Raw genomic sequence first — 23,304 nt, 5'->3', positions numbered from 1 at the left:
GGCGATGCCCGAAAGCGATCCGCGGCACCTGACCTTCAAGCTCGTGTATTACGGGCCGGCGCAGAGCGGCAAGACGACCAATCTGCTGCGCCTGCACGACCAGTTGGCGCCGGAAATGAAGGGCGAGGTCATGACCATGGAGACCAAGGACGACCGTACCTTGTTCTTCGATCTGCTACCGCTCGGCTTTCGCGCCCCCTCCGGGCTTTTGATCAAATTCCGGCTGTTCACCGTCCCCGGCCAGGTCGCCCACGACGGCACCCGCAAGGCAGTCCTGTCGCGGGCCGACGGCGTCGTCTTCGTCGCCGATGCGGATCGCGCCCAGGAAACCAACAACGGCGAATCCTTCCAGAGCCTGGCCGACAACTGTGCCCGGGTCGGCATCGATTTCAGCCAGTTGCCGCTGGTCGTCCAGTTCAACAAGTGTGATCTGCCCACGGCAACCCCGGAAAGCGAAGTCCGCGAGCGCTGGGCGTCGGCGCCGTGGCCACTGGTCTTTTCAATTGCGCTGACCGGATTTGGCGTCGAGCCCACCCTGGCCACCCTGCTCCGTTCGGTCTACCGGCGCTTTGCCGATGAATACGCGCTGGCCAGCCAGCACGGCCTGGACGAAGCGGCCTTCGTCGCCGGCGCCATGGGGCAAGCGGCATGAGCCAGGCCTTCGACCGCGAATGGCAACTGGGCGAACTGCTCGACGGCCCGCTGCTCGAACAGTTCGGCGCCAACCTGCGCACCCTGCTCGCTAGCGAACTGGCGATAAGCGATGCCGCCGGCCAGACCCTATGGGGCATCGCCCCGCCCGACGCCCAGCGCCTGCCCTTGATTCTCGAACTGGAGCCGATCGGCTATCTGCTCGGCCACGCCAGCGACAGCGGACGTCTGACGGCGGCCCGCAATCTGCTGCAGATCCAGCTCCGGGCACAGGTCCGCTTCCGGATGGCCTCCACCCTGCATCTCGAAGCCGTCGCCGAAGACTTCGAGTCGCTGCGCCGCGAGCACGCCCGGCTCAGTGAATCGGAAGCCCGCTACAAGGCGCTGTCGGCAGAACTGGAGGAACGCGTCCGGCATCAGGTCGCCGTCCTCGAAGAACGCCAGCAGATGCTCTACCAGGCGGAAAAACTGGCCTCGGTCGGCCAACTTGCGGCCGGCATGGCGCATGAAATCAACAATCCGCTCGGCTTCGTGCGCAGCAACCTGTCCACGTTCACCAAATACCTGGAGAAACTCGGCGAACTGAAGACCGCGCTCGGTGAGGACCTCGCCGCCTGGCAAACGCTGGATCTCGACTTCGTGCTGGAAGACGGCGTCGACCTGCTGCAGGAAAGCGCCAAGGGGCTGGAGCGAATCGCCCGCATCGTCGCCGACCTCAAGTCCTTCTCCAATGTCGACCGGGCCAGCGAGGAATTCACCGACCTCAACGACTGCCTGCAGCAAGCCGCCGGCATCGTCGAAAAACAGTTGCCGGCCGGCATCAACATCCAGCTCGACCTGCTGCCGCTGCCCCGGCTGATCTGCCTGCCGGGTCACATCAACCAGCTGTTTTTCAATGTCATCCGTAATGCCATGCAGGCCATCCAGGATGCCGGCCGACCAGGCAGCATCAGGATCTCGTCGGAGGCGAACGAAGCCGGCATTGCCATCCGCATCCGCGACGACGGCATCGGCATGCAGCCGGCCCAACTCGAACGCGCCTTCGAGCCGTTTTACACGACGCGCCCGGTCGGTGCCGGCGTCGGCCTCGGCCTCAGTACGGCGCGCAACATCGTGCTCGCCCACAGCGGCCGGATCACGCTCGACAGCCAGCCCGACGGCGGGACGACCGTCAGCATCTTTTTCCCGGCCCCGCCATGACCGACTATTCCGCACTTTTTACCGGCAAGACCGGTACACCGCAGGCCCCGGCCACCCACCTGACGCCGCCGCGCTATCGCCTGCTCCTGGTCGATGACGAGCCGGGCATCGTCAAGGCGCTGAGCCGCGTTTTCCGCCAGGAAAACTACGAGGTCGTCACCGCCGGCAGCGGCAAGGAAGGCCTCGAACGGCTGGCCGAAAGCCCGGTGCACCTGGTGATCAGCGACTTCATGATGCCCGGCATGAACGGCGCCCAGTTCCTCTACGAGGTCAAGAAACGCTCGCCGGAAACCATCCGCATCATGCTGACCGGCCACGCCAATACCGATGCGGTGATGGGCGCGATCAACGATGGCGCCGTCTACAAGTTCATTCTCAAGCCGTGGAACGACGACGACCTGCGCATCACGGTCGCCCTGGCCCTCGAGCAATTCGATCTGATCAGCCGCAACCGCAGCCTGAAAGCGGAAAACGAGCAGAAAGCCAAGGAAATTTCGGCCCTTTCCCGCCTCGCCGCCACCCATCGCAGCCGGCTCGGCATCATGCTGCACAAGAAGAACCTGCTCTCGGCCGCGCAACTGCAGGAACTGGCCCTGCAACAGGAGCGCCGCAAGGAATCGCTGATCAGCCTGCTGCTCGAGCACGACTGGGTACCGGAACGCCGCATCCGCGAGTTGCTGAAGAGCGAGATGATGATCGACGAGGTGCAACTGCCCGAATTCCAGGTCGATGCGGCGCTGGCCGACCTGATTCCGCGCAGTTTCTGCCAGCGCCAGCTGGTCGTGCCACTCAAGCTGGAAGGGCGCCGCCTGCTGCTGGCGATGGCCGACCCGCTTGACGAAGGGTTGATCGACGAGGTGAGGTTCACCGCCGGCCTCGACATCAATGCGGTGACGGCCGATGTCGCCGCCATCCGCAAGAAGATCGACGACCTCTATGGCGGCGGCGAGGTCGATTTCAAGGAACTGGAAACCCTGGTCAGTTCCCCCGACCCTTACGAAGGCATCGAGATCGTCATCGAGGACGACGATGCCGCCAAGCTCGAAGACCTGCTGCGCGACACCGAGGCACCGCCCGCCATCCGGCTGGCCAATGCGATCATTCTCGAAGCGATCCGGCTCGGCGCCTCCGACATCCACATCCAGCCGCGCACCAAGAGCGTCGTCGTCCGCTACCGGATCGACGGCGTCCTGGCCGACAAGATCCACATTCCGCACCACCTGCACCAGTCGCTGGTCTCCCGCCTGAAGATCATGTCGGAACTCGACATTTCCGAACGACGGCGACCGCAGGATGGCCGGATTACCGTCAAGACGCCGATGCGCATGGTCGACCTGCGGATTTCGACGCTGCCGACGATCAACGGCGAAAAAGTGGTGATGCGCATCCTCGACCGCAATTCGACGGTGCACTCGCTGGAGAAGCTCGGCTTCTCCAGCATCGACCTGCCGCGCGTCGCCGACATGGTGGCCAAGCCGCAAGGCATCATCCTCGCCACCGGCCCGACCGGCAGCGGCAAGACGACGACGCTTTATTCGCTGCTGCAGCACGATGCGACGCCGGACAAGAATTACGTCACCATCGAAGACCCGGTCGAGTACTACCTCGACATGGCCGGCCAGGTGCTGGTCCGCGAAAAGATCGGGCTGACCTTTCCCGCCATCCTGCGCGCCCTGCTCCGCCAGGACCCGGATGTCGTGCTGCTCGGCGAAATCCGCGATTTCGAAACCGCCGAGGTCGCCTTTCACGCGGCGCTGACCGGCCACCTGGTCTATTCGACGCTGCACACCAATTCGGCAGTGGCGACCATCGCCCGCCTCTTCGATCTCGGCCTGAAGCCCTATGTCGTCGCCACAGCGCTCGAAGGCATCATCGCCCAGCGCCTGGTGCGCGGCGTCTGCCCCGACTGTCGTGCCGAAGCGGCGCCCGACCCGGCGGTCCGCGCCCGCCTCGGGCCGATGTTCGGTGCCATCGACACCGTCTGGCGCGGCCAGGGCTGCCCGACCTGCCACGGCACCGGCCTCAAGGGGCGGGTCGGCATCTATGAAGTGCTGACCCTGGACAACGAGACTCGCGACCGCATCGGCAGCGGCGCCAGCGTGCTGGAGATCAGCCGCCAAGTCCGGCAAAAGGGCTTGCGCAGCATTGCCCACCATGCCGTCGAACGAATCCGGGCCGGCAGCACCACGCTGGAAGAAATATTGCGCGTACTTGGCCCGATGGCCGGAGAGGAATAAGCATGGATGCATTCATCTGGGACCAGCGTTACATGACCGGCGAAGCCATCGTGGACACGGAACACCAGGAACTGGTACGCATCATCAACCTGGTCGTCGAAAAGGTATCGAGCAAGACGCCGGTGGCCGAGGTCAACCAGATCCTTGCTCAGCTGGTCCAGTACGCCATGGTCCATTTCGGCCATGAAGAACGCCTGATGGCCGAGACGAAATGCGACCCCCGCCATATTGCCGAGCACGTTGCCATTCATCGCGACTTTGCCCAGCAGGTGGTCAAGATGCGTGAGTTTTCGAGCGATGGCGTCGGCACCGAAGACCTGTTGCGCTTCCTGACCAGCTGGCTGGCCCACCATATTCTCGGGGTGGACCAGTCGATGGCCAGGCAGGTAAGGCGGATTCGCGCTGGCGAGTCGGCCGACATGGTCTACCTCGAAGAGAAAAAACGCGCCGCCGATCCGACCACCTCCAGCCTGCTGGATGCGATGAAGTCGCTCTACCGGCTGATCGCCAGCCGCAACGACAGCCTGCAGAAACTCAACGCCAATCTGGAAAGCCAGGTTGCCCAACGGACGCAGGAGTTGAGTACAACCAACAGCGCGCTGCTGCTCGAGCAGGAGCGCCTGAAGAACGCCGTGCTGCAGGTCGAAATCACTCAGAAAAAACTGCTCGAATCCGAACACCAGCGCAGCGAGGCGACCAAGCGGCACATGGCGCTGTTCCTCGAACAGATCATCGATGGCGACCCGGTCCCGACTTTCGTGATCGACGCCAACCACCGCATCACCCATTGGAACCGGGCCTGCGCTGCGATCAGCGGCGTGACGAGCAGCGAAATGGTCGGCACCGATCTGCAGTGGAAAATCTTCTACCCCAGCCCGCGCCCGGTGATGGCCGACCTGATCGTCAATGGCAGCCTGGAGGAGCAGTTCGAAACCTATTACCACGGCAGCTTCCAGCGCTCGAAAACGATTGCCGGCGCCTTCGAGGCGGAAACCTTCTTTCCCCAGCTCGGCAGCACCGGCATCTGGCTGTTCTTTACCGCGGCACCGCTGCGCGATGCCAACGGCAGGCTGGTCGGTGCCATCGAGACGTTGCAGGATGTCACCGACCGCCATCGCGCCGAGGATGATCTGCGGCATTACCAGAACCAGCTCGAAGAACTGGTCGATCGGCGCACCTCGCAACTGGCCGAAGCCAATGCCAGCCTGGAAAAAGACCGCCGGGAACTAGAGCAGTTGCTGTCGAAGGTCGAGGAAGCCCAGCAGCAACTGCTGCAGTCGGAAAAAATGGCCGCCATCGGCCAGCTGGCCGCCGGTGTCGCCCATGAAATCAACAACCCGGTCGGCTTCGTCAATTCCAACCTCGGTTCGCTGAAATCCTACGTCGGCCAGTTGCTGGCCGTGATCAGCGCCTATGAAGGCGGCGATCCGGCCACTATCGCCCAGGCACGCCAGACGGCCGATCTCGATTTCCTGCGCGAAGACCTGCCCTCGCTGCTCGCCGAATCGCAAGAAGGCCTGGGCCGGGTCAGCAAGATCGTCCAGGATCTGAAGGACTTTTCGCACGTCGACCAGGCCGAACACCAGCAGGCCGACCTCAACGCGGCGATGGAAAGCACGCTGAACGTCGTCTGGAACGAGCTGAAGTACAAGGCTGAGGTGATCCGCGAATTCGGCGACATTCCCCTCGTCGACTGCATTCCGGCCCAGATCAACCAGGTCTTCCTCAACCTGCTGGTCAATGCCGCCCAGGCCATTCCGCAGCAGGGCAAGATCTTCGTCCGCTCGGGGGCCGAAAACGGCCATGTCTGGTTCGAGGTGGAAGATACCGGGCAAGGCATGACGGACGAAGTCCGCCACAAGATTTTCGATCCCTTCTTCACCACCAAACCGATCGGCAAGGGGACCGGTCTCGGCTTGTCGATTTCCTACGACATCATCGTCAAGAAGCACCACGGCCGGATGGATGTCGCCAGCCAGCCTGGCAAGGGCAGTTGCTTCCGCCTCTGGCTGCCGCTCGCCGTCTCGGAAGTGATCTAACCGGCGGCCCGCCGATGCCTGGCGGTTTTTGCCCTTTTTCGGGTGTCGACCGCAGGACTCGTTCGACGGGGCGCCGGCTGCTCCCATTTGCAGCAACCGTTCCGTTTCTTCACAGCCCGCCACAGGACAATGGCCTAGCCACGGGCGCCGGCCGCATAGCACGCTCCTTGCTGCATTTCCGTCATTCGAACCAAACATTCAACGACGGGAGCATCATGGAGAAAAACAATGAAGCCTGAGGAAGTGCTGCGCCAGGCCCTGGAAATTCACGCCCCCTGGCAGATCGTGCGCATGCGCAACGACCTCGGCAAAGGCCAGATCGACCTCTGGGTCGCCCGCGAAAGCGTCCGCAGCGCCTGGTTTTTCGCCGCACGGGCCGAGATCGGCCACGGCAACGAGCAGGTCTGGCGCCACATCAACATCGGCAACGCCCGCTGCCTGGTCCATGCCGTACCGCCCGCCGCTGACGATCAACCGGGCCTGCAATGGCTGGGCGAGGCGGAGCAGCCTTTCAGCCGCGCCCTGGCCCGGCAGATTGCCGGCATGTTCATGGAAGGGATCACTTTTCAGGCGATCTGTTCGCTGCTCGATATCCCGGTCGCCGAACTCTGGAAATTCAAGCACAGCCTGGACAACGGCAAGACCAACCTCTCCGGGCACCGCACGGCCAGCGCCGAGCCCGCCGCCAGCGGTGTGCCGGACGCCAGCGACCCGGTCTGGGAACGATTGCTCGATGGCAGGATCAATATCGAGATCCGCGTGCTCAGCCTGAAATTGCTGCTGACCAAACTGCGCGAGCAGTTTTCCCTCATCACCGACGGCGAGGTGCGCCTTCTCAAAACCCATGAGATGCAGCGCTATTTCGTCCGCCACGAGAAGCTGCTCGGCCACGAACTGGCCCAACTCACCGCCTTGGCGCCGCAGGAGGCAGCATGAAACCACCCCAGGCCTTGATGCCGATTGCCCGCGCTGCCGAACTGATCGCCAGCGGCCAATACCTCAGTATCGCCGGCGACGAAGCGGCGCTGCGCCAGTTGCCGCTCGGCAACTGGATCGGCGGCACGATTCCCTACTTCATGGGTGCCGAGGGCGGCACGAGCAGTTGCGAGCAGGTCTTCGTGAGCGAAATCGCCGGTTTTTCGACCCCGCCGAAATTGCGTTTCTACGACGTCGCGACGCTGCCGCAAATCTGTCGCAATGCGCCGGAAAACGGCTACAGCGTGCTGATCCTGCCCGCATTCAGCCCCATCCATGCCAGTTTTGCCCGCAATGCGCCGAACTATGAAGAGATGTACCTGAAGCCGCTGATTGGCTGGGTCGCCGGCGTCCATCTCGACGCCCTCGGCCAGCTCGAACCCAAGGTCGTGCTCGGCAGCAGCGGCGAGTTCTCGGCGCAGCACGCCGTAGTGATGGACGTTGCGCTGCCGGCGGACAAGTTCGCTCAGATCGACATCGTCAATCTGTTCCGGCCCGGCACCGGCAGCAGCATCACCTTCTTCGATACCGGCTTCAGCGCCGGAGCCTGCCAGATCAACGGCAAGCCGGGCAACCTGGCCGACTACCTGGTCGAGCACGGCATCGACCGCCGCCTGCCGCTGGTCGCCGATTACAGCGGGGCGATGGTCAATGTCAGCATCAAGCACATCGACCCGGTGACGCAGCGCGTCGAGTTCTACGCCCCGGTCTTTCCCGGCCTCGAATACCGGGTCGCGGCGCCGGTCAGCGATTACCTGGCCGAATTCAAGGCGGCGCTGCCGCCGCTGGCGACGGAAATCAGTTTCTCCTGCAACTGCATCCTCAACTACCTGTATTCGGAACTGGAAGGCAAACGGACCGGCCAGGTGATCGGCCCGATGACTTTTGGCGAAATCGGCTACCAGTTGCTGAACCAGACCCTGGTTTACCTCAGCGTCAGCGAATAGACCGCCGCCTGGCCCGGCCGCTCCCGAGGCCAGGGGCGGCCGAGTGCCTAGTCCTTTGGCTAGACCGAAAGGATTATTGCCGCCGTAATATTCGGATGTCAGCATCGGCGCCTCCGGAATCCACCGATCGTTGATCCATGCATGGCAATCTCCCCATCGGCATCGCCGCGCGTCTCGGCCAGACGCCGCTCTTCAGCGGGCTGGATGAAGCGGCCATCGCCCGCCTCAGTCGCGGTACGCGCGAAATCCATCTGAAGAAGGGTGAAATCCTCTACGGCAAGGGTGAAACCTGCTGTGGGCTGCATGTCGTGCTCTATGGGCAGATCAAGCGCTACTTCATCTCGCCGCAGGGGGGCGAGAAGGTTTGCGAAATTCTCGGCATGGGCGACAGCTCCGGCGAGGTCGCCATGTTTGCCGAGCAGCCTTACGCCGTTTCGGCCGAGGCCCTGACTGAAACGCGGCTGCTCCATGTCGCCAAGACGGTGGTGCTCGACGAACTGCCGCGCAACCGGCGGCTGACGCAAAGGATGCTGGCCAACGTCTCCAGCCGCACCCACCAGTTGATGAGCGAAGTCGAAGCCTTTTCGCTGCACTCCGGCCGCCAGCGCATCGCCGGCTACCTGCTGCGCACGGTGCCCGAGGACGAGGCCGGCGATATCCGCATGACCCTGCCGACCGCCAAGGGCGTCATCGCCTCGCAACTGAACCTGACCCAGGAACACTTCTCCCGCCTGCTCGGCGAGTTGCAGGGACTTGGCGTCATCGCCGTCAACGGCCGCCAGATCGGCATCCCGAACGTCGCGGCGCTGCGTGCCGAGGCCTGTTGCGGCTAGGTAGTCAGCAAGAGTCCGGCGGTCGACGGCCCTGAATCGGCATTTTTGCTTCCCCCAGCATCATCAGGCAATCCGCCCCCTGCTCGACGAACAGCCGGTGCACCTGCACGCCGGCCGCGCCGGCCTGGCGCGCCGCAGCCACCTCGGCCGCGCTGCGAATGCCGCCGACGGCGACCACGGCCGGCCGCTGGCCGAGTGCTGCGGTCAACGCCGCCAAACGGACAAAACGCCCGTTGTCTTCCGGCAGCACCACGGTCAATTGATCGAACCCGGCTGCTGCACCGATCAGAGCAGCCATCGGCAAGGGGTCGTCCGGCCCGCCCAGCGGCAATTTAAGCGCCAGCGGCAGGTAGCGGCCACTCTCTGCGGCCAGCACGTTACGCCGCCAGGCTAGGCGCCGGCAGGCATCGGCCAGCCGCACCCGGTGTTCGGCGTGCATGAAGCGCCGGTTGGCCGCTGCGCTCAGATTGAAAGACAGATAGTCGACGCTGCCCGCCAAGGCTTCCAGCCCGGCCAGCCAGGCCATCGCCAAGTCTTCGGCCGGCCATGCCGGCGGCAGGCCGAGGCCGGCGCCGAGCGCACAGCCGCTGGTGCCACGCCACGTGGCCAGACGCTCAGCGACATCTGCCAGCCCGTCCGGCATCACTGAACCGAACTCGACGCTGCCGAACCCCACGGCCAGCAACTCGCCGGCCCGGCTGCCGTCCTTGTCGATACCGCCGGCCAGCCCCGGGCGGGCCAGCCAGGGTAAGAGGCGACGGCTCACCCGTGACGCCTGGCGAAATCGGCCATGAAGTCGACCAGCGCTTCGACGCCGGCTAGTGGCATGGCGTTGTAGAGGCTGGCCCGCAAGCCGCCGACCTGCGGGTGACCGCGCAGATGCTGCAGGCCGGCCGCCGCGGCTTGTTCGATGAAACGCTCGGTCAGTGCTTCCACCGCCAACTCGAAGCGGACATTGACCGGCGAGCGGTGAGCGACCTCGACCGGCGCCCGATAGAAGCCGCCGCTGCCATCGATGGCACCATAGAGCAGCGCCGCCTTCGCCTGGTTCGCGGCCGCCATCGCCGGCAGGCCACCCTGCCCGGCGATCCATTCGAAAACCAGCGCCGCCATTTCGAGGGCCAGCATCGGCGGCGTATTGACGCAACTCCCCGCCTCGACCTGCCGGCGGTAGGAAAAAACGGCCGGCAACGCCGCCGGCGAACGTTCGAGCAGATCCTCGCGGACGATGACGACACATAGACCGGCCGGGCCGATGTTTTTCTGGGCGCTGGCGTAGATCAGGCCGAACTTGTCGACGGCGAGCGGTGCCAGCAGCAGCGACGAGGTGCAATCGGCAACCAGCGGCACCGCCCCGGTGTCGGGCAAGGCCGGATAGGCGATGCCATCCGCCGTTTCGTTCGGCGTGATGTGGCAATAGGCGCAATTGGCCGGCAAGGCCCACTTTCCGGCCACCGGCGCGGCAAGCGCGCTGGCGCCGGGATGGCGGGCAGCTTCGATGACTGGCCCCGACCAACCAGCCTCCTGCCGCGCCCGCCGTGACCAGTAGCCGGAATCGGCATAGGCGACCGCCTGCCCGGCCCGAGCCAGGTTCATCGGTAGCAGCGAGAACTGCTGCATGGCACCGCCGGCCATGAAGAGGATGCGGTAATTGCTCGGCAGATCGAGCAGTCCGGCCAGGCGCTGCCGGGCGTTGGCCAGCGCGGTACGAAAATGCGGGCCGCTGAACGGCCGCTCGATACAGCAGGCGCCGTCGTCAGCCCGCCGGAACAAGGCGCCGGCCTGGGCCAGCACGGCATCGGGCAGGCGGGCCGGACCGGCCGCGAAGTTCCAGGCCATCGCCCCTAGCCGAACAGGGCGCCGCCGTGGCTGCCGGCAGCCATGAAGAAAAGCAGCGGCACCGAGAGCATGGTGTTGGTGCGCGACGACAGATGGGTGACGCGCGAACAGCGCAGTCTTTCCTCAACGCTGGCCGGTTTCAGGCCGAGCACCTTTTGCTGGTGCGGCCAGAGTACGAACCACAGGTTGAGCAGCATGATGGTGCCGAGCCAGGCTCCCATGCCGATCGGCGCCAAGCCGCCTTGCAAAGTCAGGGCACCCGGCAGCCAGCCGCGCTGCCAGAGCATGAACATGCCGGCCCCCCAGGCGACGACCGAGGCCCAGCGGAAAGTGCCGTGCTCCCGGTTGATCACCGCCTGCAGGCGCGGGCCGCCCGCCTCGCTCAGGTCACTTGCCGCCAACGGCCGCCAGCGCGGACGCTGGACGACGCTGGCGTAGTTGTGGCCGACCCAGATGATGCCGGCAATCAGGTGCAGCCAGCGGGCGAGCAGATCGAACAGCGCGTGGTCCATGCCGCTCAGCCGGCCAGTTGGCGGACCAGCAGGACGAGCGCCACGGTCAGGGCGAGGCCGAGGGCAATGGTGCAGGCGGCGCTGTCGTAGGGGTGGCGCATGCCGCTCAGGCCTCCATGAAGGCCGTGGACACTGCCCCGGCCGAGCGCTTGACCAGCGGCTTCCTAAAACGCAGGGGCTTCTCGCTGACCGCCACGGCATCCCTGACCACGCCATGCAGCGGCGAGCGGCTGCAGGCAGGGTCGGTATTGCCGGCGTCGCCGGTCAGCAGCAGGGCCTGGCAGCGACAGCCGCCAAAATCCTTTTCCTTTTCGGAGCAGGAGCTGCACGGCTCGGGCAGCCAGTCCAGGCCGCGATATTTGCGAAAGAGCGGCGATTCGTGCCAGATCCAGCCGAGCGGCTGGTCGCGTACCGAGATGAACTCCAGCCCGGGAATCACCCGCGCTTCCTGGCAGGGCATGGCGACGCCATCCGGCGCCAGCGTCAGGTGAATGGCACCCCAGCCGTTCATGCAGGCCTTCGGTCGACCTTCGTAATAGTCGGGAATCACGAAGTAGATGGTCATCGTGTTGCCGAGCTTGGCGCGCCAGGCATTGACCACCGCTTCCGCCGCCTTGATCTGCTCCAGGCTCGGCATCAGTTCGTCGCGGTTCATCAAGGCCCAGTTGTAATACTGGATGTTGGCGAACTCGATGTATTCGATGCCGAGCGCCGCCGCCCATTCGATCATCGCATCAACCTCGCCGATGTTCTGCCGGAAGATCGGCACATTGAGCACCATCGGGAAGTTGTGCGCCTTGATCAGGCGGGCCGCCTCCAGCTTCAGCGCATGCGCCCGGGCGCCGACCAGCGCATCGGTCAGTTCGCCCTTGGTGGCCTGCAGCGACAACTGGACATGCTTGAGGCCGGCCGCCTTGAGGGCAAGCAGGCGCTCTTCGGTGAGGCCGATGCCGGAGGTGATCAGGTTGGTGTAGAAGCCGAGACTGTCGGCGTAGGCGACCAGCTCTTCGAGATCCTCGCGCAACAGCGGCTCGCCGCCGGTGAAGCCGAGTTGCAGGGCGCCCAGTTCGCGCACTTCGCGCAGCGCCTGCTTCCATTCCTCGGTCGTCAGTTCGCGCGAACCGTAATCCTCGAAATCGAGCGGGTTATTGCACCACGAGCATTTCAGCGGGCAACGATAGGTCAGTTCCAGCGAAACCCAGAGCGGCTTGCCCTGACCATCGAGACTGAGGCCGGTTTCTTCCTTGGGCATGGGATTCCTTTCAGCGACAACAATGCGATGAGCCATTGTTGGCCGACGCCAGCGGCGGCGCGACGGGAAAAACCGGAAGAAAGGCTAGCGAATTTCACGAGGCAGCCGCCGGCCACCCCGGGCCGGCTTCAGGCCAGCGTCTGCCGGATGGCGCTGGCCAGCACCGACGGATCTTCGGCGCCGACGACAATGCGCTGTCCGCCGACGATGAAGGTCGGCACCATCGAAATGCCCATCGCCCGAATCTGTGCCTCCATCGCCCGCACTTCGGCGACGTCCTGATCGGACGCCAGGTAGGCCGCGACCTCCTCGGCCGGGTAGCCGCATTCGCCGGCCAGCCTGGCGAGCAAGCCTTGATCGCCGACATGCTCGCCACGCTGGAACTGGGCGACGAACAGGCGTTCGACCAGCGGCTCGGCATCGCCGCGCTGCTGCGCCCAGTGGATCAGCCGATGCGCAGCCAGGGTATTGGCCCGTAGCGGGATTTTCTCGAAGGCGTAGTCGATGCCGTAGGGCCGGCCAGCGGCCCGCACCCGTTCGAACAGCGCATCGACCGGCGCCCGGCCGCCGAACTTCTGTTCGAGAAACGGCAGGTAGGGCTCGCCTTCCGGTGGCGTCTGTGGATTCAGGAAGAATGGCAGCCAGCGCTTGCGGCAGGTGAAGTCGGGAATTTCCCGGCGCACTTCGGCAATGGCCAGGTCGAGCCGGCGCAGGCCGATGAAGCACCACGGGCAAACGATGTCGGAGACGATGTCGATGGTCAGCATGGCCTTGATCATACAGGCGCCAGCCGCGTGCTGCCGAGCGGAGCGGGCCAGCCGGCATGACAAAAACCTTGCGCATCGCGGCCTGCCGCATATAACTACGTCATGGGCAGCCGCCCAACAACGACTGGAGGATGACATGGCCAACAAGAACGCTCCGTTCCACCCGATCATCTATGTCCGCGGTTATGCGATGACACCGGGCGAAATCGACGAAACCACCGCTGACCCGTTCTGCGGTTTTAACCTCGGTTCGACCGTTTACCGCGCCGTTCCCGAAAAAGAGCGCCAGCCGCGCAAGTTCATCTTCGAGTCGCCGGTCATCCGGCTAGCCTCCGACTTCGGCTACCAGGATGTCTACGAGGAAGGCTATGACATCCTCGACCCGGAATGGGAAGCCGACCCGGACAACAAGGTGCCAAGCCGCGCCATCATCATCTTCCGCTATTACGACGAAGCCTCGCGTCTGCTTGGCATCGGCCAGACGCCGAACATCAGCCAGTTTGCCGACAAGTTGCGCCTGCTCATCCTGCGGGTCCGCGAACTGGTCTGCAAGAACCCGGCGAACGGCATCGGCGAAGACGATTTCCGCTGCCACCTGGTCGCTCACTCGATGGGCGGCCTGGTCTGCCGCGCCCTGCTGCAGAACCCGGCCGCCGAGTTTCGTGCCGCGGTCAAACATGTCGACAAGCTGTTCACCTACGCCACGCCGCACAACGGCATCGAAATGGTCGGCGTCAATATCCCGAAATGGCTGGATATGAACGACATGAAGAATTTCAACCGCGACTACATGGCTGAGTACCTGAATATCAAGGACGCCTTCAAGGCAACCGGCCGGGTGGACTGGTTGCCGGAAGACAGTTTCCCGTCAGAGCGGGTGTTCTGCATGGTCGGCTCGAACCGGATGGATTACGAAGCCGCCCTCGGCATGTCGCGCACCTTTGCCGGCCACGGCAGCGACGGCCTGGTCCGCATCGAGAATGCGGCCTTGCATGGCTGGCGGCGCAGCGGCAAAAACAAGGGCAGTGCCGGCGACAGTTGCGCCAAGGCCTTCGCCTACCGCGCCCACTCCGGCTTCTTTGGCATCGTCAATAGCGAGGAGGCTTTCCAGAACCTGACGCGCTTCCTGTTCGGCGATATCCGCGTCGACCTGTGGGTCGATGTCGAGCAGATCCGCCTGCCCAAGCCAGTACAGGACGAGGCGCAGGCCGGGCGCAAGGTCAGTGCGCTGTATCAGTTCGAGATTCTCGCTTCGCCGCGCGGCAAACTTTGGTATTTGACCCGGCGCACGGCAGAGGAAGATTCGGTGGCCTGCCTATCGCACGAGGAGTGGATGCAGGCGCCGGCGCAACGCCAGGCGCTCTACCTGTCCAGCGTCTTTCTCGCCAACCGGGCCCGGGTCAATCCGCGCCGCCGTTCGCTGGCCTACAGCATGACGCTCGGCGTACGCGTGCCGGATTACGAGGTCGACCGCCGGCTATGGGTCAATGAGCATTACGAGGGCGGCTACCTGTTCCGCGATTCGATCATTCTCGAAATGGTCCCGCCCAAGGCCGACGGCGATGCCTGGCAAGTCAAATACGCCTGGCAGGGCAGCGGAGTCAGCAAGGCCGATACCGCGATCGACGCCAAACTGCTCGGTGACAGCCGGATGGAGGTCTGTGTTCCATTCGGCAGCAGCGGTTCGCCCGGCATGCAGGGGCAACTGCGTTTCATCGTCTCGCTGTGGAACAAGGAGGCCGCCGGCAACTGAGCCAGGCCCACCGTCAGGGGACGGCGGCGCGACGCAGCAGCCACTTGCGGCCTTCTTCGAGCAAGGCAAAAACCGCCGCCAGGCCGGCACCGAGCAGCCAGACATCCTGGCCCAACGGTGCCGTGCCGAACAGCGCATTGCCCCAGGGGGTGTACAGGATGGCCAGCAGCAACAGGATTTCGGCCAGCACACCGGCGAGCAGCAAGCGGTTTTGCAGCAAGGGAAAGTGCCAGGTCGGCAACAGCGGGTGGCGGCAGACGAAGACATTGGCGACCTGGGCCAGCACGATGCCGAGCAGGCAGGCCGAGGTCGCCTGCAGATAGCGCGGATCGGTTGCGGCCAATGCTGTACCGTAGGTCCAGCCGACTCCGTTCAGAACGAAGAAGAAACAGCTCATGGCGATGGCCGCCTCGAGTGGCCCGAGGAAGAGGTAGGCACGGGCCAGCAGCGGCCAGGAGAGCAAGCGCTCCTGGCGGGGCCGCGGCGGCCGGCTCATCACTTCGGCATGGGGACGCTCGGCACCCAGCGCCAGGGCCGGCAACATGTCGGTACCGAGATCGACGGCGAGGATCTGGATGATGGTCAGCGGCAGCGGAATGCGGAAAAGTACCGAGATCAGGTAAGGCACCAGCTCGGGAATATTCGAAGTCAGGATGTAAGTGAGGAACTTGCAGATGTTCTCGAAGACCGCCCGCCCCTCCTCGATGGCATTGACGATGGTGGCGAAATGGTCGTCGAGCAGCACGATATCGGCCGCTTCCCGCGCTACGTCGGTTCCCGACAAGCCCATCGCGATGCCGATATCGGCAGTTTTCAGCGCCGGTGCATCGTTCACCCCATCACCGGTGACGGCGACGATTTCGCCCTTCAATTGCAAGGCCTGGGTGATCAGCATTTTCTGCTCGGCACTGACCCGGGCAAAAACCATCTCCGGCGCATCGAGGGCCAGTTGCAGGCTGGCCGGACTCATTTTCCCAAGCTCCTCTCCGGTCAGCACGCGCGGTGCAGCCGAACGAACCAATTCGACCTCGCGGGCCAAGGCCAGGGCGGTATGCGGATGATCGCCAGTCACCATGAAGACCCGGATGCCCGCCCCATGACAACGCCGGACGGCTTCATGGACATCCAGCCGCGGCGGATCCTCAAGGCCGACCAGGCCGCACAGTCGCAGTCCATCCTCGCCACTATCGCCGGCATCAGCCAAAGGCTTCCAGGCCAGTGCCAGCACCCGAAAGCCGCGGCCAGCCAAATCCTCATGCGCCGCCTGGAATACCTTCAGCGCCGCCGCATCGAACGGCCGCGTCGCATCGCCGTCCAGCCAGTCGGTACACAGCGAAAAAACCACCTCCGGGGCGCCCTTGCAATACAGATCGCCGCTGCCATCCGGCTCGCGCCAGATCACCGACATCCGGCGGCGTGCGGTATCGAAGGGAATTTCCCCGGCCCGCTTGCCGAATTCCGGCAGCCCGCCGGCAAACTGCCAAAGGGCGATTTCCATCGGATCACCGGCCGGTTCACCTTCGTGGAATTTGAGGCTGTGGCAGAAGCGGGCCACCGCGCGCAGCCGTAAATCGTCGGCCCGCGGCCAGCGCTCAGCGGCCAGGTGATGACGGCCGGCGACGAACAGTTCGCGCACCGTCATCCGGTTTTGAGTCAGCGTGCCGGTCTTGTCGGTCAGGATCACCGTCGCACTGCCCAGTGTTTCGACCGCCGGCAGATGGCGAACCAGGGCATTGCGCTTTGCCATACGCTGGGCGGCCAGGGCGAGGGCCAGCGTCACGGTCGGCAACAGCCCTTCCGGCACATTGGCGACAATGATGCCGATCGAGAAAATGAAATTGGCCCAGAACGGCAGCCCGACCAACTGACCGATGACGAAAAAGAGCACGCCGAGGCCGAGCGCCAGCAGGGCGACCAGATGAGAAACACGGGCGATCTCCTTTTGCAGCGGCGACTCGGTGTCGCCCGCGGTTTGCGTCAGGTGGGCAATGTGGCCGAACTCGGTACGCATGCCGGTGGCGTAGACCAGGGCGCTGCATTCGCCGGAAATGATCAGTGTCCCGGCAAAAAGCAGGTTTTGCGCCGACATCGGATCATCGCTGGGCTTCGCCTCGGCCGAGATCGAGCGGGCGTAGGACTCGCCGGTCAAGGTCGCCAGATTGACGCGCAACGCCCAGCTTTCGATGACCCGGCAATCGGCCGGCACCTTGCTGCCTTCGACCAGTTGCACCAGATCGCCCGGCACCAGCGCCGCCGCCGGCACGGCCAGGGTCGCTCCGTCGCGGCGTACATCGACCTGTTGCGGCAGCAGCTTCTGCAGGGCGGCCAGCGCCTGCTCGGCTCGATAGGCCTGCCAGAAGGAAAAACCGCCGTTCACGATGATGACGCCGACAATCGCCAGTCCCAGTTCAAGCATGCCCTGCCCCGGTTCGGCGTAGGCGGCAAAAAAGGCCAGGCCGGCCGCCACCCACAGGACAAGCGCAAAAAAATGGCTGATTTCCCGCCCGAGCATCCGCCAGAGCGGCTCGGCAGCGACCGGCGCCACCTGGTTGGAACCGAATTCGCCCAGCCGGCGCCGGGCTTCGCTCGCACTCAGCCCGGCCAGGCCACTGCCCAGGCTGGCCAGCGCCGCCTCCGGCGTCAGCTTGCTGATATTCAAAGCGGGATGCTGGATCATCATTGGGCCTTGTCGGCCCGGGCCGGGCCATCAATTCAACATAGCAGCTTTGCCGGCAGACGAAAGGCATAAGCCATGCACTTCGCCAACTCCCCATCCGGCAAAGGGTTTAAGATTTCCTCATCTGTGCGTCCCGCAAAATACGCCCTGCGCTTCGGGCTTCAAACAACAGGTGACATCGTGATGCAAAGCTCTCCCCCGGCGGCTCGAAAGCCCTTGCTCGGCGGCAAGCAGGTCCCCGGCGACTTCTGGGGGGCGCTGGCCGCCATGCTGGTTGCGTTGCCTGCCTCGATCGCCTTCGGCGTCACCATCTACGCCGCCATTGCGCCGAGCTACGCGGCCATCGGCGCCCTAGCCGGCATCATCGGGGCGACGGTAATCGGTCTGGTCGCCTCGACACTGGGCGGCACCGACCGCCTGATCAGCGCCCCCTGCGCCCCGGCCGCCGCCGTGCTCTCCGCCTTCGCCATCGAACTGGTCGGCCAGGGCATCGATCCCAATACCATCGTCCTGCTGCTGGTGCTGCTCGGCGTGCTGGCCGGCATCGTGCAATTGCTGCTCGGCTTCATCGGCGTCGGCCGGCTAATCAAGTACATCCCCTACCCGGTGGTCAGCGGCTACCTGTCGGGAGTCGGCCTGATCATCATCGGCAGCCAGATCCCGAAATTCGTCGGCGCCGCCGTCGGCACGCGCTGGTGGGAAGCCTTGCTCGCCCCGTGGAACTGGGACTGGCGCGCCCTGGCCATCGGTACGGCAACGGTCATCGTCGCCGTCGCCGCCCCCAAAATCACCAAGAAGGTGCCCGGCACCATCCTCGGCATTGTCGCCGGCCTACTGACCTATTTCGCGCTGGCCATCCAGGAGCCGAAGCTCTGGGAAGTCACCGGCAACCCACTGGTCATCGGTCCGCTCGGTGCGGCCCGGGACGGCTATTTCGCCGCCATCACCGAGCGCTGGCACGACATCGGCGACCTGCACCTGAGCCAGATAGCCAGCCTGTTCGGCAGCGCGCTGACCCTCGCCGCCCTGCTCTCGATCGACACCCTGAAAACCTGTGTCGTCATCGACCAACTGACCCGGACACAGCACGACTCGAACCGCGAACTGGTCGCCCAAGGCATCGCCAACATCAGCTCGGCCGCCGTCGGCGGCACGCCCGGCGCCGGCACGATGGGGGCTTCGCTGGTCAATCTGAACAGTGGCGCCCAGACCCGGGTTTCCGGCGTCATGGAAGGGGTACTTTCGCTGATCGCGGCACTGATCTTCGGCTCTTTCCTGGCCTGGCTGCCGGTCGCCACGCTGGCCGGCATCCTGATCGTCATCGGCATCCGCATGCTCGACCGCGAACCGCTGCGCTTCATCGAATCACGCGCCACGGTCTTCGATTTCGCGGTCGTCCTTGCCGTCGTTGTCGTCGCGCTGACCATCGGCCTGATCGCCGCCTCGGCGGTCGGTGTCGCGATGGCCATCATCCTCTTCGTCCGCGAGCAGATCGGCGGCTCGGTGGTGCGCCACAAGGTGTACGCCAACCAGATGTCCTCAACCTGGTACCGGCCGGAAGCCGAGATGCGCATCATCGAGCAGAAAGGCAACCAGGCCGTGATCTTCGAACTGCAAGGCAGCCTGTTCTTCGGCACCACGCAACAACTCTATAGCGAACTGGAACCGGAACTCGGCAAACGCAACTACGTCATCCTCGACCTGAAACGGGTCCAGTCCGTCGATGTGACGGCCGCCCACCTGCTGCACAACGTGCGTCAGACGCTGCAGGAGCGTGGCGCCATGCTGCTCTTCTCCGGTGTCCGGGAAAAGCTGCCGAATGGCCGCAACCTGCGCGAGTTCCTCGAACAGACCGGGGTCGTCAATGCCAGCGATGACAGTGTGGTCCGCGTTTTCCCCGAACTCGATGCCGCCATCGAATGGGTCGAAGACCACATCCTCGGCGAAGTACAGGCCCCTACCGAAATCGAAACGCCGATCGAACTGCAGGAAATGGATCTGTTCAGCCACCGCAAGGATGAAACCCTGAAGGATCTCGAAACCCGGATGGAGCAGCGCACCTATCGGGCCGGCGAGACCATTTATGCGCAAGGCGCAGCGGGCGATGAAATTTTCTGGATACGACGCGGTACGGTGCGCATTTTTGCGCCGCTCGGCGCCGGCCGAAGCCGGCATATTGCCAGTTTCAGCCGCGGCGACTTCTTCGGCGGCCTGGCCTTCCTCGACAATCGGCCGCGCGGCAACGACGCGGTGGCACTAACCGAAACCGAGGTCTATGTCTTGTCGCGCGAGCAGTTCGACCTGCTCGCCGAAGAGCACAAGAAACTCGCCTTCAGCCTGATCACCGCCATCGCCCGCACGCTGGCCATCCGCCTACGCCACGCCGACACCGAACTGACGATGTTGCAGGAATACTGAGCCGCGCTTTCCTGCCCAGCTCAGCGCGGTGCAGCCTGCAGGTTTGCATACACAGCAAAATAGAACATCGTCATTGTCACGAAACAACGCCTCAAGTATGCTATCGGATTATTTTTACAGCGCGCAGCGACCACTCCGTTGCCCCCTCTTATCCGCATGCGAGGCGCCATGTTCCAGCTTTTTACTTCCGAGACGCGTTTATACGATCTGACGTGGCGCGACGAAGCGGGGCCGGCGCTGGCCGTCGAAGCGTGGTGGGGCAAGGAAAGCCTGTCGGGTGGTTTTGAATACTGCCTCGATCTGCTGTCCACCGACGCCCACATCGAACTCAAGCGCTTTCTCGGCCGCGCCCTCAGCCTGCAGACGCGTCTCTCCGACGGCAGCGCCTTGCCGCGCAGCGGCTATGTCCGTGCCGCGCTCAAACTGGGCAGCGATGGCGGGTTCAGCCGTTACCGGCTGACCATCGTGCCCTGGCTCTGGCTGCTCTCGCGCAGCCGGCACAACCGGGTCTTTCAGGAAAAGACGCTGCAACAGATCGTCGATGCGGTTTTTGCCGACTACGCCGATGTCGCCGCCTGGCATTGGGCCGACGAAGTCGGCAACTTTCTGGCCGACAGCCGGCCGCGCAGCTATTGCGTCCAGTATGGCGAAAGCGATTTCCAGCTTATCGCCCGCCTGCTGGCCGAAGAAGGCCTCGGCTGGCGGATCGAGGCCGACAAGGAGGCACCCGGCGCCCACCGGGTCGTGATCTTTGCCGACAGCCGCAGCTTCCCGGAAGACATTCTTTCCCAATCGGCCAATGGCGGCCTGGGCATCCGCTACCACCGGGCCGACTCGCAGGAAGACCAGGACGTCGTCCTCGCCTTTGGCGAACATCGGCGCCTGCTGAGTGCACTCAGTACCTTCATTTCCTACGACTACAAGGCCAAGCGCAGCGTCGCGGCCAGCGTGCCGACGGCGCTGGCCTTCGCCAGCGAACGCGCCCCGCGCCTGGAGTCCTACGACGATGCCGGCCTCTACGCTTTCGCCAACGCCAGTGAAGCCGAGCGTTACGGCCGATTGGCCATGGAGTCGCTCGAAGCGCGCTACCAGACCTGGATCGGGCGCGGCACGGTGCGCAGCCTGACGGCCGGCACCCGGCTCGACCTGACCGGCCTGCCGCTCAATCCGGCCCAGCCGGATACTGAACATCGCTATGCGATCACCGAAATCACCCATGTCGGTATCAACAACCTGTCCGGCGCGACGATGGCTGCGGTGGCCGAGCGCCTGGCCCACACGCAGCGGATTGACGACCACGCAGCGCTGAGCAGTGGCGACTTCATCGAACCGGTCTCGGCGCCAACAACTCTGCCGCCCGAATTGCTGAAACTGGCTTGCGAACGGGGCTATGGCAATGCCTTCACGGCCATCCATGCCACCCTGCCCTGGCGGCCGCAACTGCTCGATGACAGCGGCGCCCGCCTCAACCCGCGGCCGACCGCCCCCGGCCCGATGAGCGCCATCGTCGTCGGCCCCGAGGGCGAAACCGCCGCCAACGGCGCCGATGAACTGTGGTGCGATGCGCTGGGCCGGATCAAGATCCGCTTTCACTGGCAGCAGGCAGCAATACCGGGTGACGCCCCGCAGGAAGCCCCCTCGGAGGGCCGCGATTCGTGCTGGATTCGCGTCGTCAGCCGGCAGGCCGGCGCCGGGATGGGCTGGCAGTGGTTGCCGCGCATCGGCCAGGAGGTCCTGGTTGATTTCATCGCGGGCGATATCGATCGCCCCATCCTGCTCGGCGCCTTGTTCAACGGCCAGGGCGAAGGCGGTGTGGCCAGCACGCCCGGCGGCGCCCCCGGGCAAAGCGAACCGACGGTCTTCGATCCGGCGACCGATCTTCGGCCGAGCGGCCAGGGCAATCTGGCCAGCGGCCAGAGTCCGGCCTGGCATGGCGGCGCCGCAGAGAGCCATGCCCATCCGGCAGCCCTCAGCGGTTTCAAGAGCAAGGAATTTGGCCAAAACGGTTACAACCAACTGGTTCTCGACGACACCAACCAGCAGCAACGAATCCAGCTGAAGAGCACCCAGCACAGTAGCGAACTGAATCTCGGCCACCTGATCCACCAGGCGGACAATTACCGGGGCAGTTTCCGCGGCACCGGCACCGAGCTGCGGACCGACGCCTGGGGTGCGCTGCGCGGCGGGCGCGGGGTGGCAATGTCCACCTGGTCGATCACGCCGGAAACCGGCGCCGGCGACATGGCGCCGGCCATGGCACTGATCAAGCAGGCCGACCTGCTGGCCCGCAGCTTGTCGAAGGCGGCGGCCACCCATCAGGCCGTCCAGCTGGCTAGCGCGATTGGCAGCACCGGCCGCGACCAGAGCGTCATCGACGACCAGGCAGCACCGCTCAAGGCGCTACAGATCGTCGCCAGCGGCATGGTCGATGCGCGCAATGAAAGTGCTGCGGTCGACGACGCCGAGCAGAAGAATTCCACCACCGGCCAATGCAAACTACCGCACCTGACCGACCCGGCCATCATCCAGGCCGGCAAGGCCGGCATCGCGCATGTCGCCGGCAAGAATCTGCAATACGCCAATGGCGAGACCCTGACTTTCGCCAGCGGCGAGGACAGCAACTTCGCCATCGCCGGCCGGACGAGAATCCACAGCGGCCAGGCCATCGGCCTGCTCGCCGGCGCAATCAAGACAGGCGATGGCAACACCGGCTTCAAACTGATCGCCGCCCGGGACGACATCGACCTCCAGGCGCAGAGCGACGAGATGAAGTTCCTGGCCAGGAAGGACATCAAACTCGTTTCCGCCAGCCAGCACATCGACTTTGCCGCCGCCAAGAAAATCCACCTTGCCGTCGCCGGCGGCGCGAGCATAACCATCGATGGCGGCATCACCGTGCAGTGTCCGGGAACGATTACGGTGCATGCGTCTAAAAAGTCGTTCAGCGGGCCGACTTCGATGAGCTATGAATTCAAACAGAACCCAACCACTGACTACGATGAGGGTTTTGTGGTCAAAGACGGGTTGACCGGTCAGCCGATCAAGGATTTTTCCTATCGAATTAAAACTGCTGGCGGGCAGACAGTGAACGGAGCCACTGCTGCCAATGGCGCCACCAGCATCGTCAACGCCTCTGCCGTCGAGGCCATGCATCTTGAACCCGAAATAATGCCGATCAAACGCCTGTTGACCCCGAAAGCCTGA

Annotated in this window: 16 protein-coding genes; 10 read left to right on the top strand and 6 right to left on the bottom strand. The window is 64.5% G+C overall.

Translation table 11 applies throughout. The annotated features are described in order from the left end of the window. Positions 1–4 precede the first annotated feature (4 nt). From GH663_RS10895 to GH663_RS10865, 7 genes are all read left to right on the top strand, one after another. The gene (locus GH663_RS10895; protein WP_153131698.1) at positions 5–652 is read left to right on the top strand and encodes a GTP-binding protein; all 648 of its coding nucleotides are present in this window, start codon (positions 5–7) and stop codon (positions 650–652) included. Then, entirely contained in the window at positions 649–1,851 is a 1,203-nt protein-coding gene (locus GH663_RS10890; protein WP_153131696.1) for a sensor histidine kinase, read from the top strand. The genes GH663_RS10895 and GH663_RS10890 overlap by 4 nt, the downstream gene beginning before the upstream one ends. Beyond that, positions 1,848–4,088, top strand: a complete 2,241-nt coding sequence (locus GH663_RS10885) for an ATPase, T2SS/T4P/T4SS family (RefSeq protein ID WP_153131694.1) — start codon at positions 1,848–1,850, stop codon at positions 4,086–4,088. The genes GH663_RS10890 and GH663_RS10885 overlap by 4 nt, the downstream gene beginning before the upstream one ends. A gap of 2 nt (positions 4,089–4,090) precedes the next feature. Further along, positions 4,091–6,127: a bacteriohemerythrin gene (locus GH663_RS10880; RefSeq protein ID WP_153131692.1), complete on the top strand. Its 2,037-nt coding sequence runs from the start codon at positions 4,091–4,093 to the stop codon at positions 6,125–6,127. Between the two features lie 228 nt (positions 6,128–6,355). Further along, positions 6,356–7,063, top strand: coding sequence for a hypothetical protein (locus GH663_RS10875; RefSeq protein WP_153131691.1), 708 nt, complete (start codon positions 6,356–6,358; stop codon positions 7,061–7,063). Continuing rightward, positions 7,060–8,049 (top strand): DUF6976 family protein, encoded by a 990-nt coding sequence (locus tag GH663_RS10870; RefSeq protein ID WP_153131689.1) that lies wholly within the window; start codon positions 7,060–7,062, stop codon positions 8,047–8,049. The genes GH663_RS10875 and GH663_RS10870 overlap by 4 nt, the downstream gene beginning before the upstream one ends. A 137-nt stretch (positions 8,050–8,186) precedes the next feature. Continuing rightward, positions 8,187–8,882, top strand: coding sequence for a Crp/Fnr family transcriptional regulator (locus GH663_RS10865; protein ID WP_153131687.1), 696 nt, complete (start codon positions 8,187–8,189; stop codon positions 8,880–8,882). Positions 8,883–8,886: 4 nt separating this feature from the next. Here the strand turns inward: GH663_RS10865 and GH663_RS10860 are convergent, their stop codons facing one another. The 5 genes from GH663_RS10860 to GH663_RS10840 all read right to left on the bottom strand — a co-directional run bounded on the left by GH663_RS10860 (position 8,887) and on the right by GH663_RS10840 (position 13,264). Further along, positions 8,887–9,648, bottom strand: coding sequence for a dihydroorotate dehydrogenase (locus tag GH663_RS10860; protein WP_153131685.1), 762 nt, complete (start codon positions 9,646–9,648; stop codon positions 8,887–8,889). After that, positions 9,645–10,721: a 3-phosphoserine/phosphohydroxythreonine transaminase gene (serC, locus tag GH663_RS10855; protein WP_153131683.1), complete on the bottom strand. Its 1,077-nt coding sequence runs from the start codon at positions 10,719–10,721 to the stop codon at positions 9,645–9,647. The genes GH663_RS10860 and serC overlap by 4 nt, the downstream gene beginning before the upstream one ends. Before the next feature lie 5 nt (positions 10,722–10,726). After that, positions 10,727–11,233: a urate hydroxylase PuuD gene (locus GH663_RS10850; protein ID WP_153131681.1), complete on the bottom strand. Its 507-nt coding sequence runs from the start codon at positions 11,231–11,233 to the stop codon at positions 10,727–10,729. 106 nt (positions 11,234–11,339) lie between these two features. Next, the gene (pqqE, locus tag GH663_RS10845; RefSeq protein ID WP_153131680.1) at positions 11,340–12,485 is read right to left on the bottom strand and encodes a pyrroloquinoline quinone biosynthesis protein PqqE; all 1,146 of its coding nucleotides are present in this window, start codon (positions 12,483–12,485) and stop codon (positions 11,340–11,342) included. A 128-nt stretch (positions 12,486–12,613) separates the two neighbouring features. Continuing rightward, positions 12,614–13,264, bottom strand: a complete 651-nt coding sequence (locus GH663_RS10840; protein ID WP_246181557.1) for a DsbA family oxidoreductase — start codon at positions 13,262–13,264, stop codon at positions 12,614–12,616. A gap of 124 nt (positions 13,265–13,388) precedes the next feature. Here GH663_RS10840 and GH663_RS10835 point away from each other — a divergent pair, with 124 nt between their 5' ends. Continuing rightward, a complete protein-coding gene (locus GH663_RS10835) occupies positions 13,389–15,005 on the top strand; it encodes an esterase/lipase family protein (RefSeq protein WP_153131677.1) in 1,617 nt (538 codons plus the stop codon). Positions 15,006–15,018: 13 nt separating this feature from the next. On the opposite strand, the gene GH663_RS10830 is transcribed toward GH663_RS10835, so the two are convergent. Further along, complete coding sequence (locus GH663_RS10830) at positions 15,019–17,685, bottom strand: cation-translocating P-type ATPase (protein ID WP_246181556.1); 2,667 nt, start codon at positions 17,683–17,685, stop codon at positions 15,019–15,021. Positions 17,686–17,865: 180 nt separating this feature from the next. On the opposite strand from GH663_RS10830, the gene GH663_RS10825 reads away from it, so the two are divergent. Together GH663_RS10825 and GH663_RS10820 are read left to right on the top strand one after the other, a co-directional pair. After that, positions 17,866–20,100: a SulP family inorganic anion transporter gene (locus tag GH663_RS10825; protein WP_153131675.1), complete on the top strand. Its 2,235-nt coding sequence runs from the start codon at positions 17,866–17,868 to the stop codon at positions 20,098–20,100. Positions 20,101–20,268: 168 nt separating this feature from the next. Then, positions 20,269–23,304, top strand: coding sequence for a type VI secretion system Vgr family protein (locus GH663_RS10820; RefSeq protein ID WP_153131673.1), 3,036 nt, complete (start codon positions 20,269–20,271; stop codon positions 23,302–23,304).

The organism is Dechloromonas hortensis, assembly GCF_009469765.1.
GTDB classification, from domain to species: domain Bacteria; phylum Pseudomonadota; class Gammaproteobacteria; order Burkholderiales; family Rhodocyclaceae; genus Azonexus; species Azonexus hortensis.
Note: the sequence above shows the minus strand (reverse complement) of the source record. Positions and strands in the feature narration are given on the sequence as shown.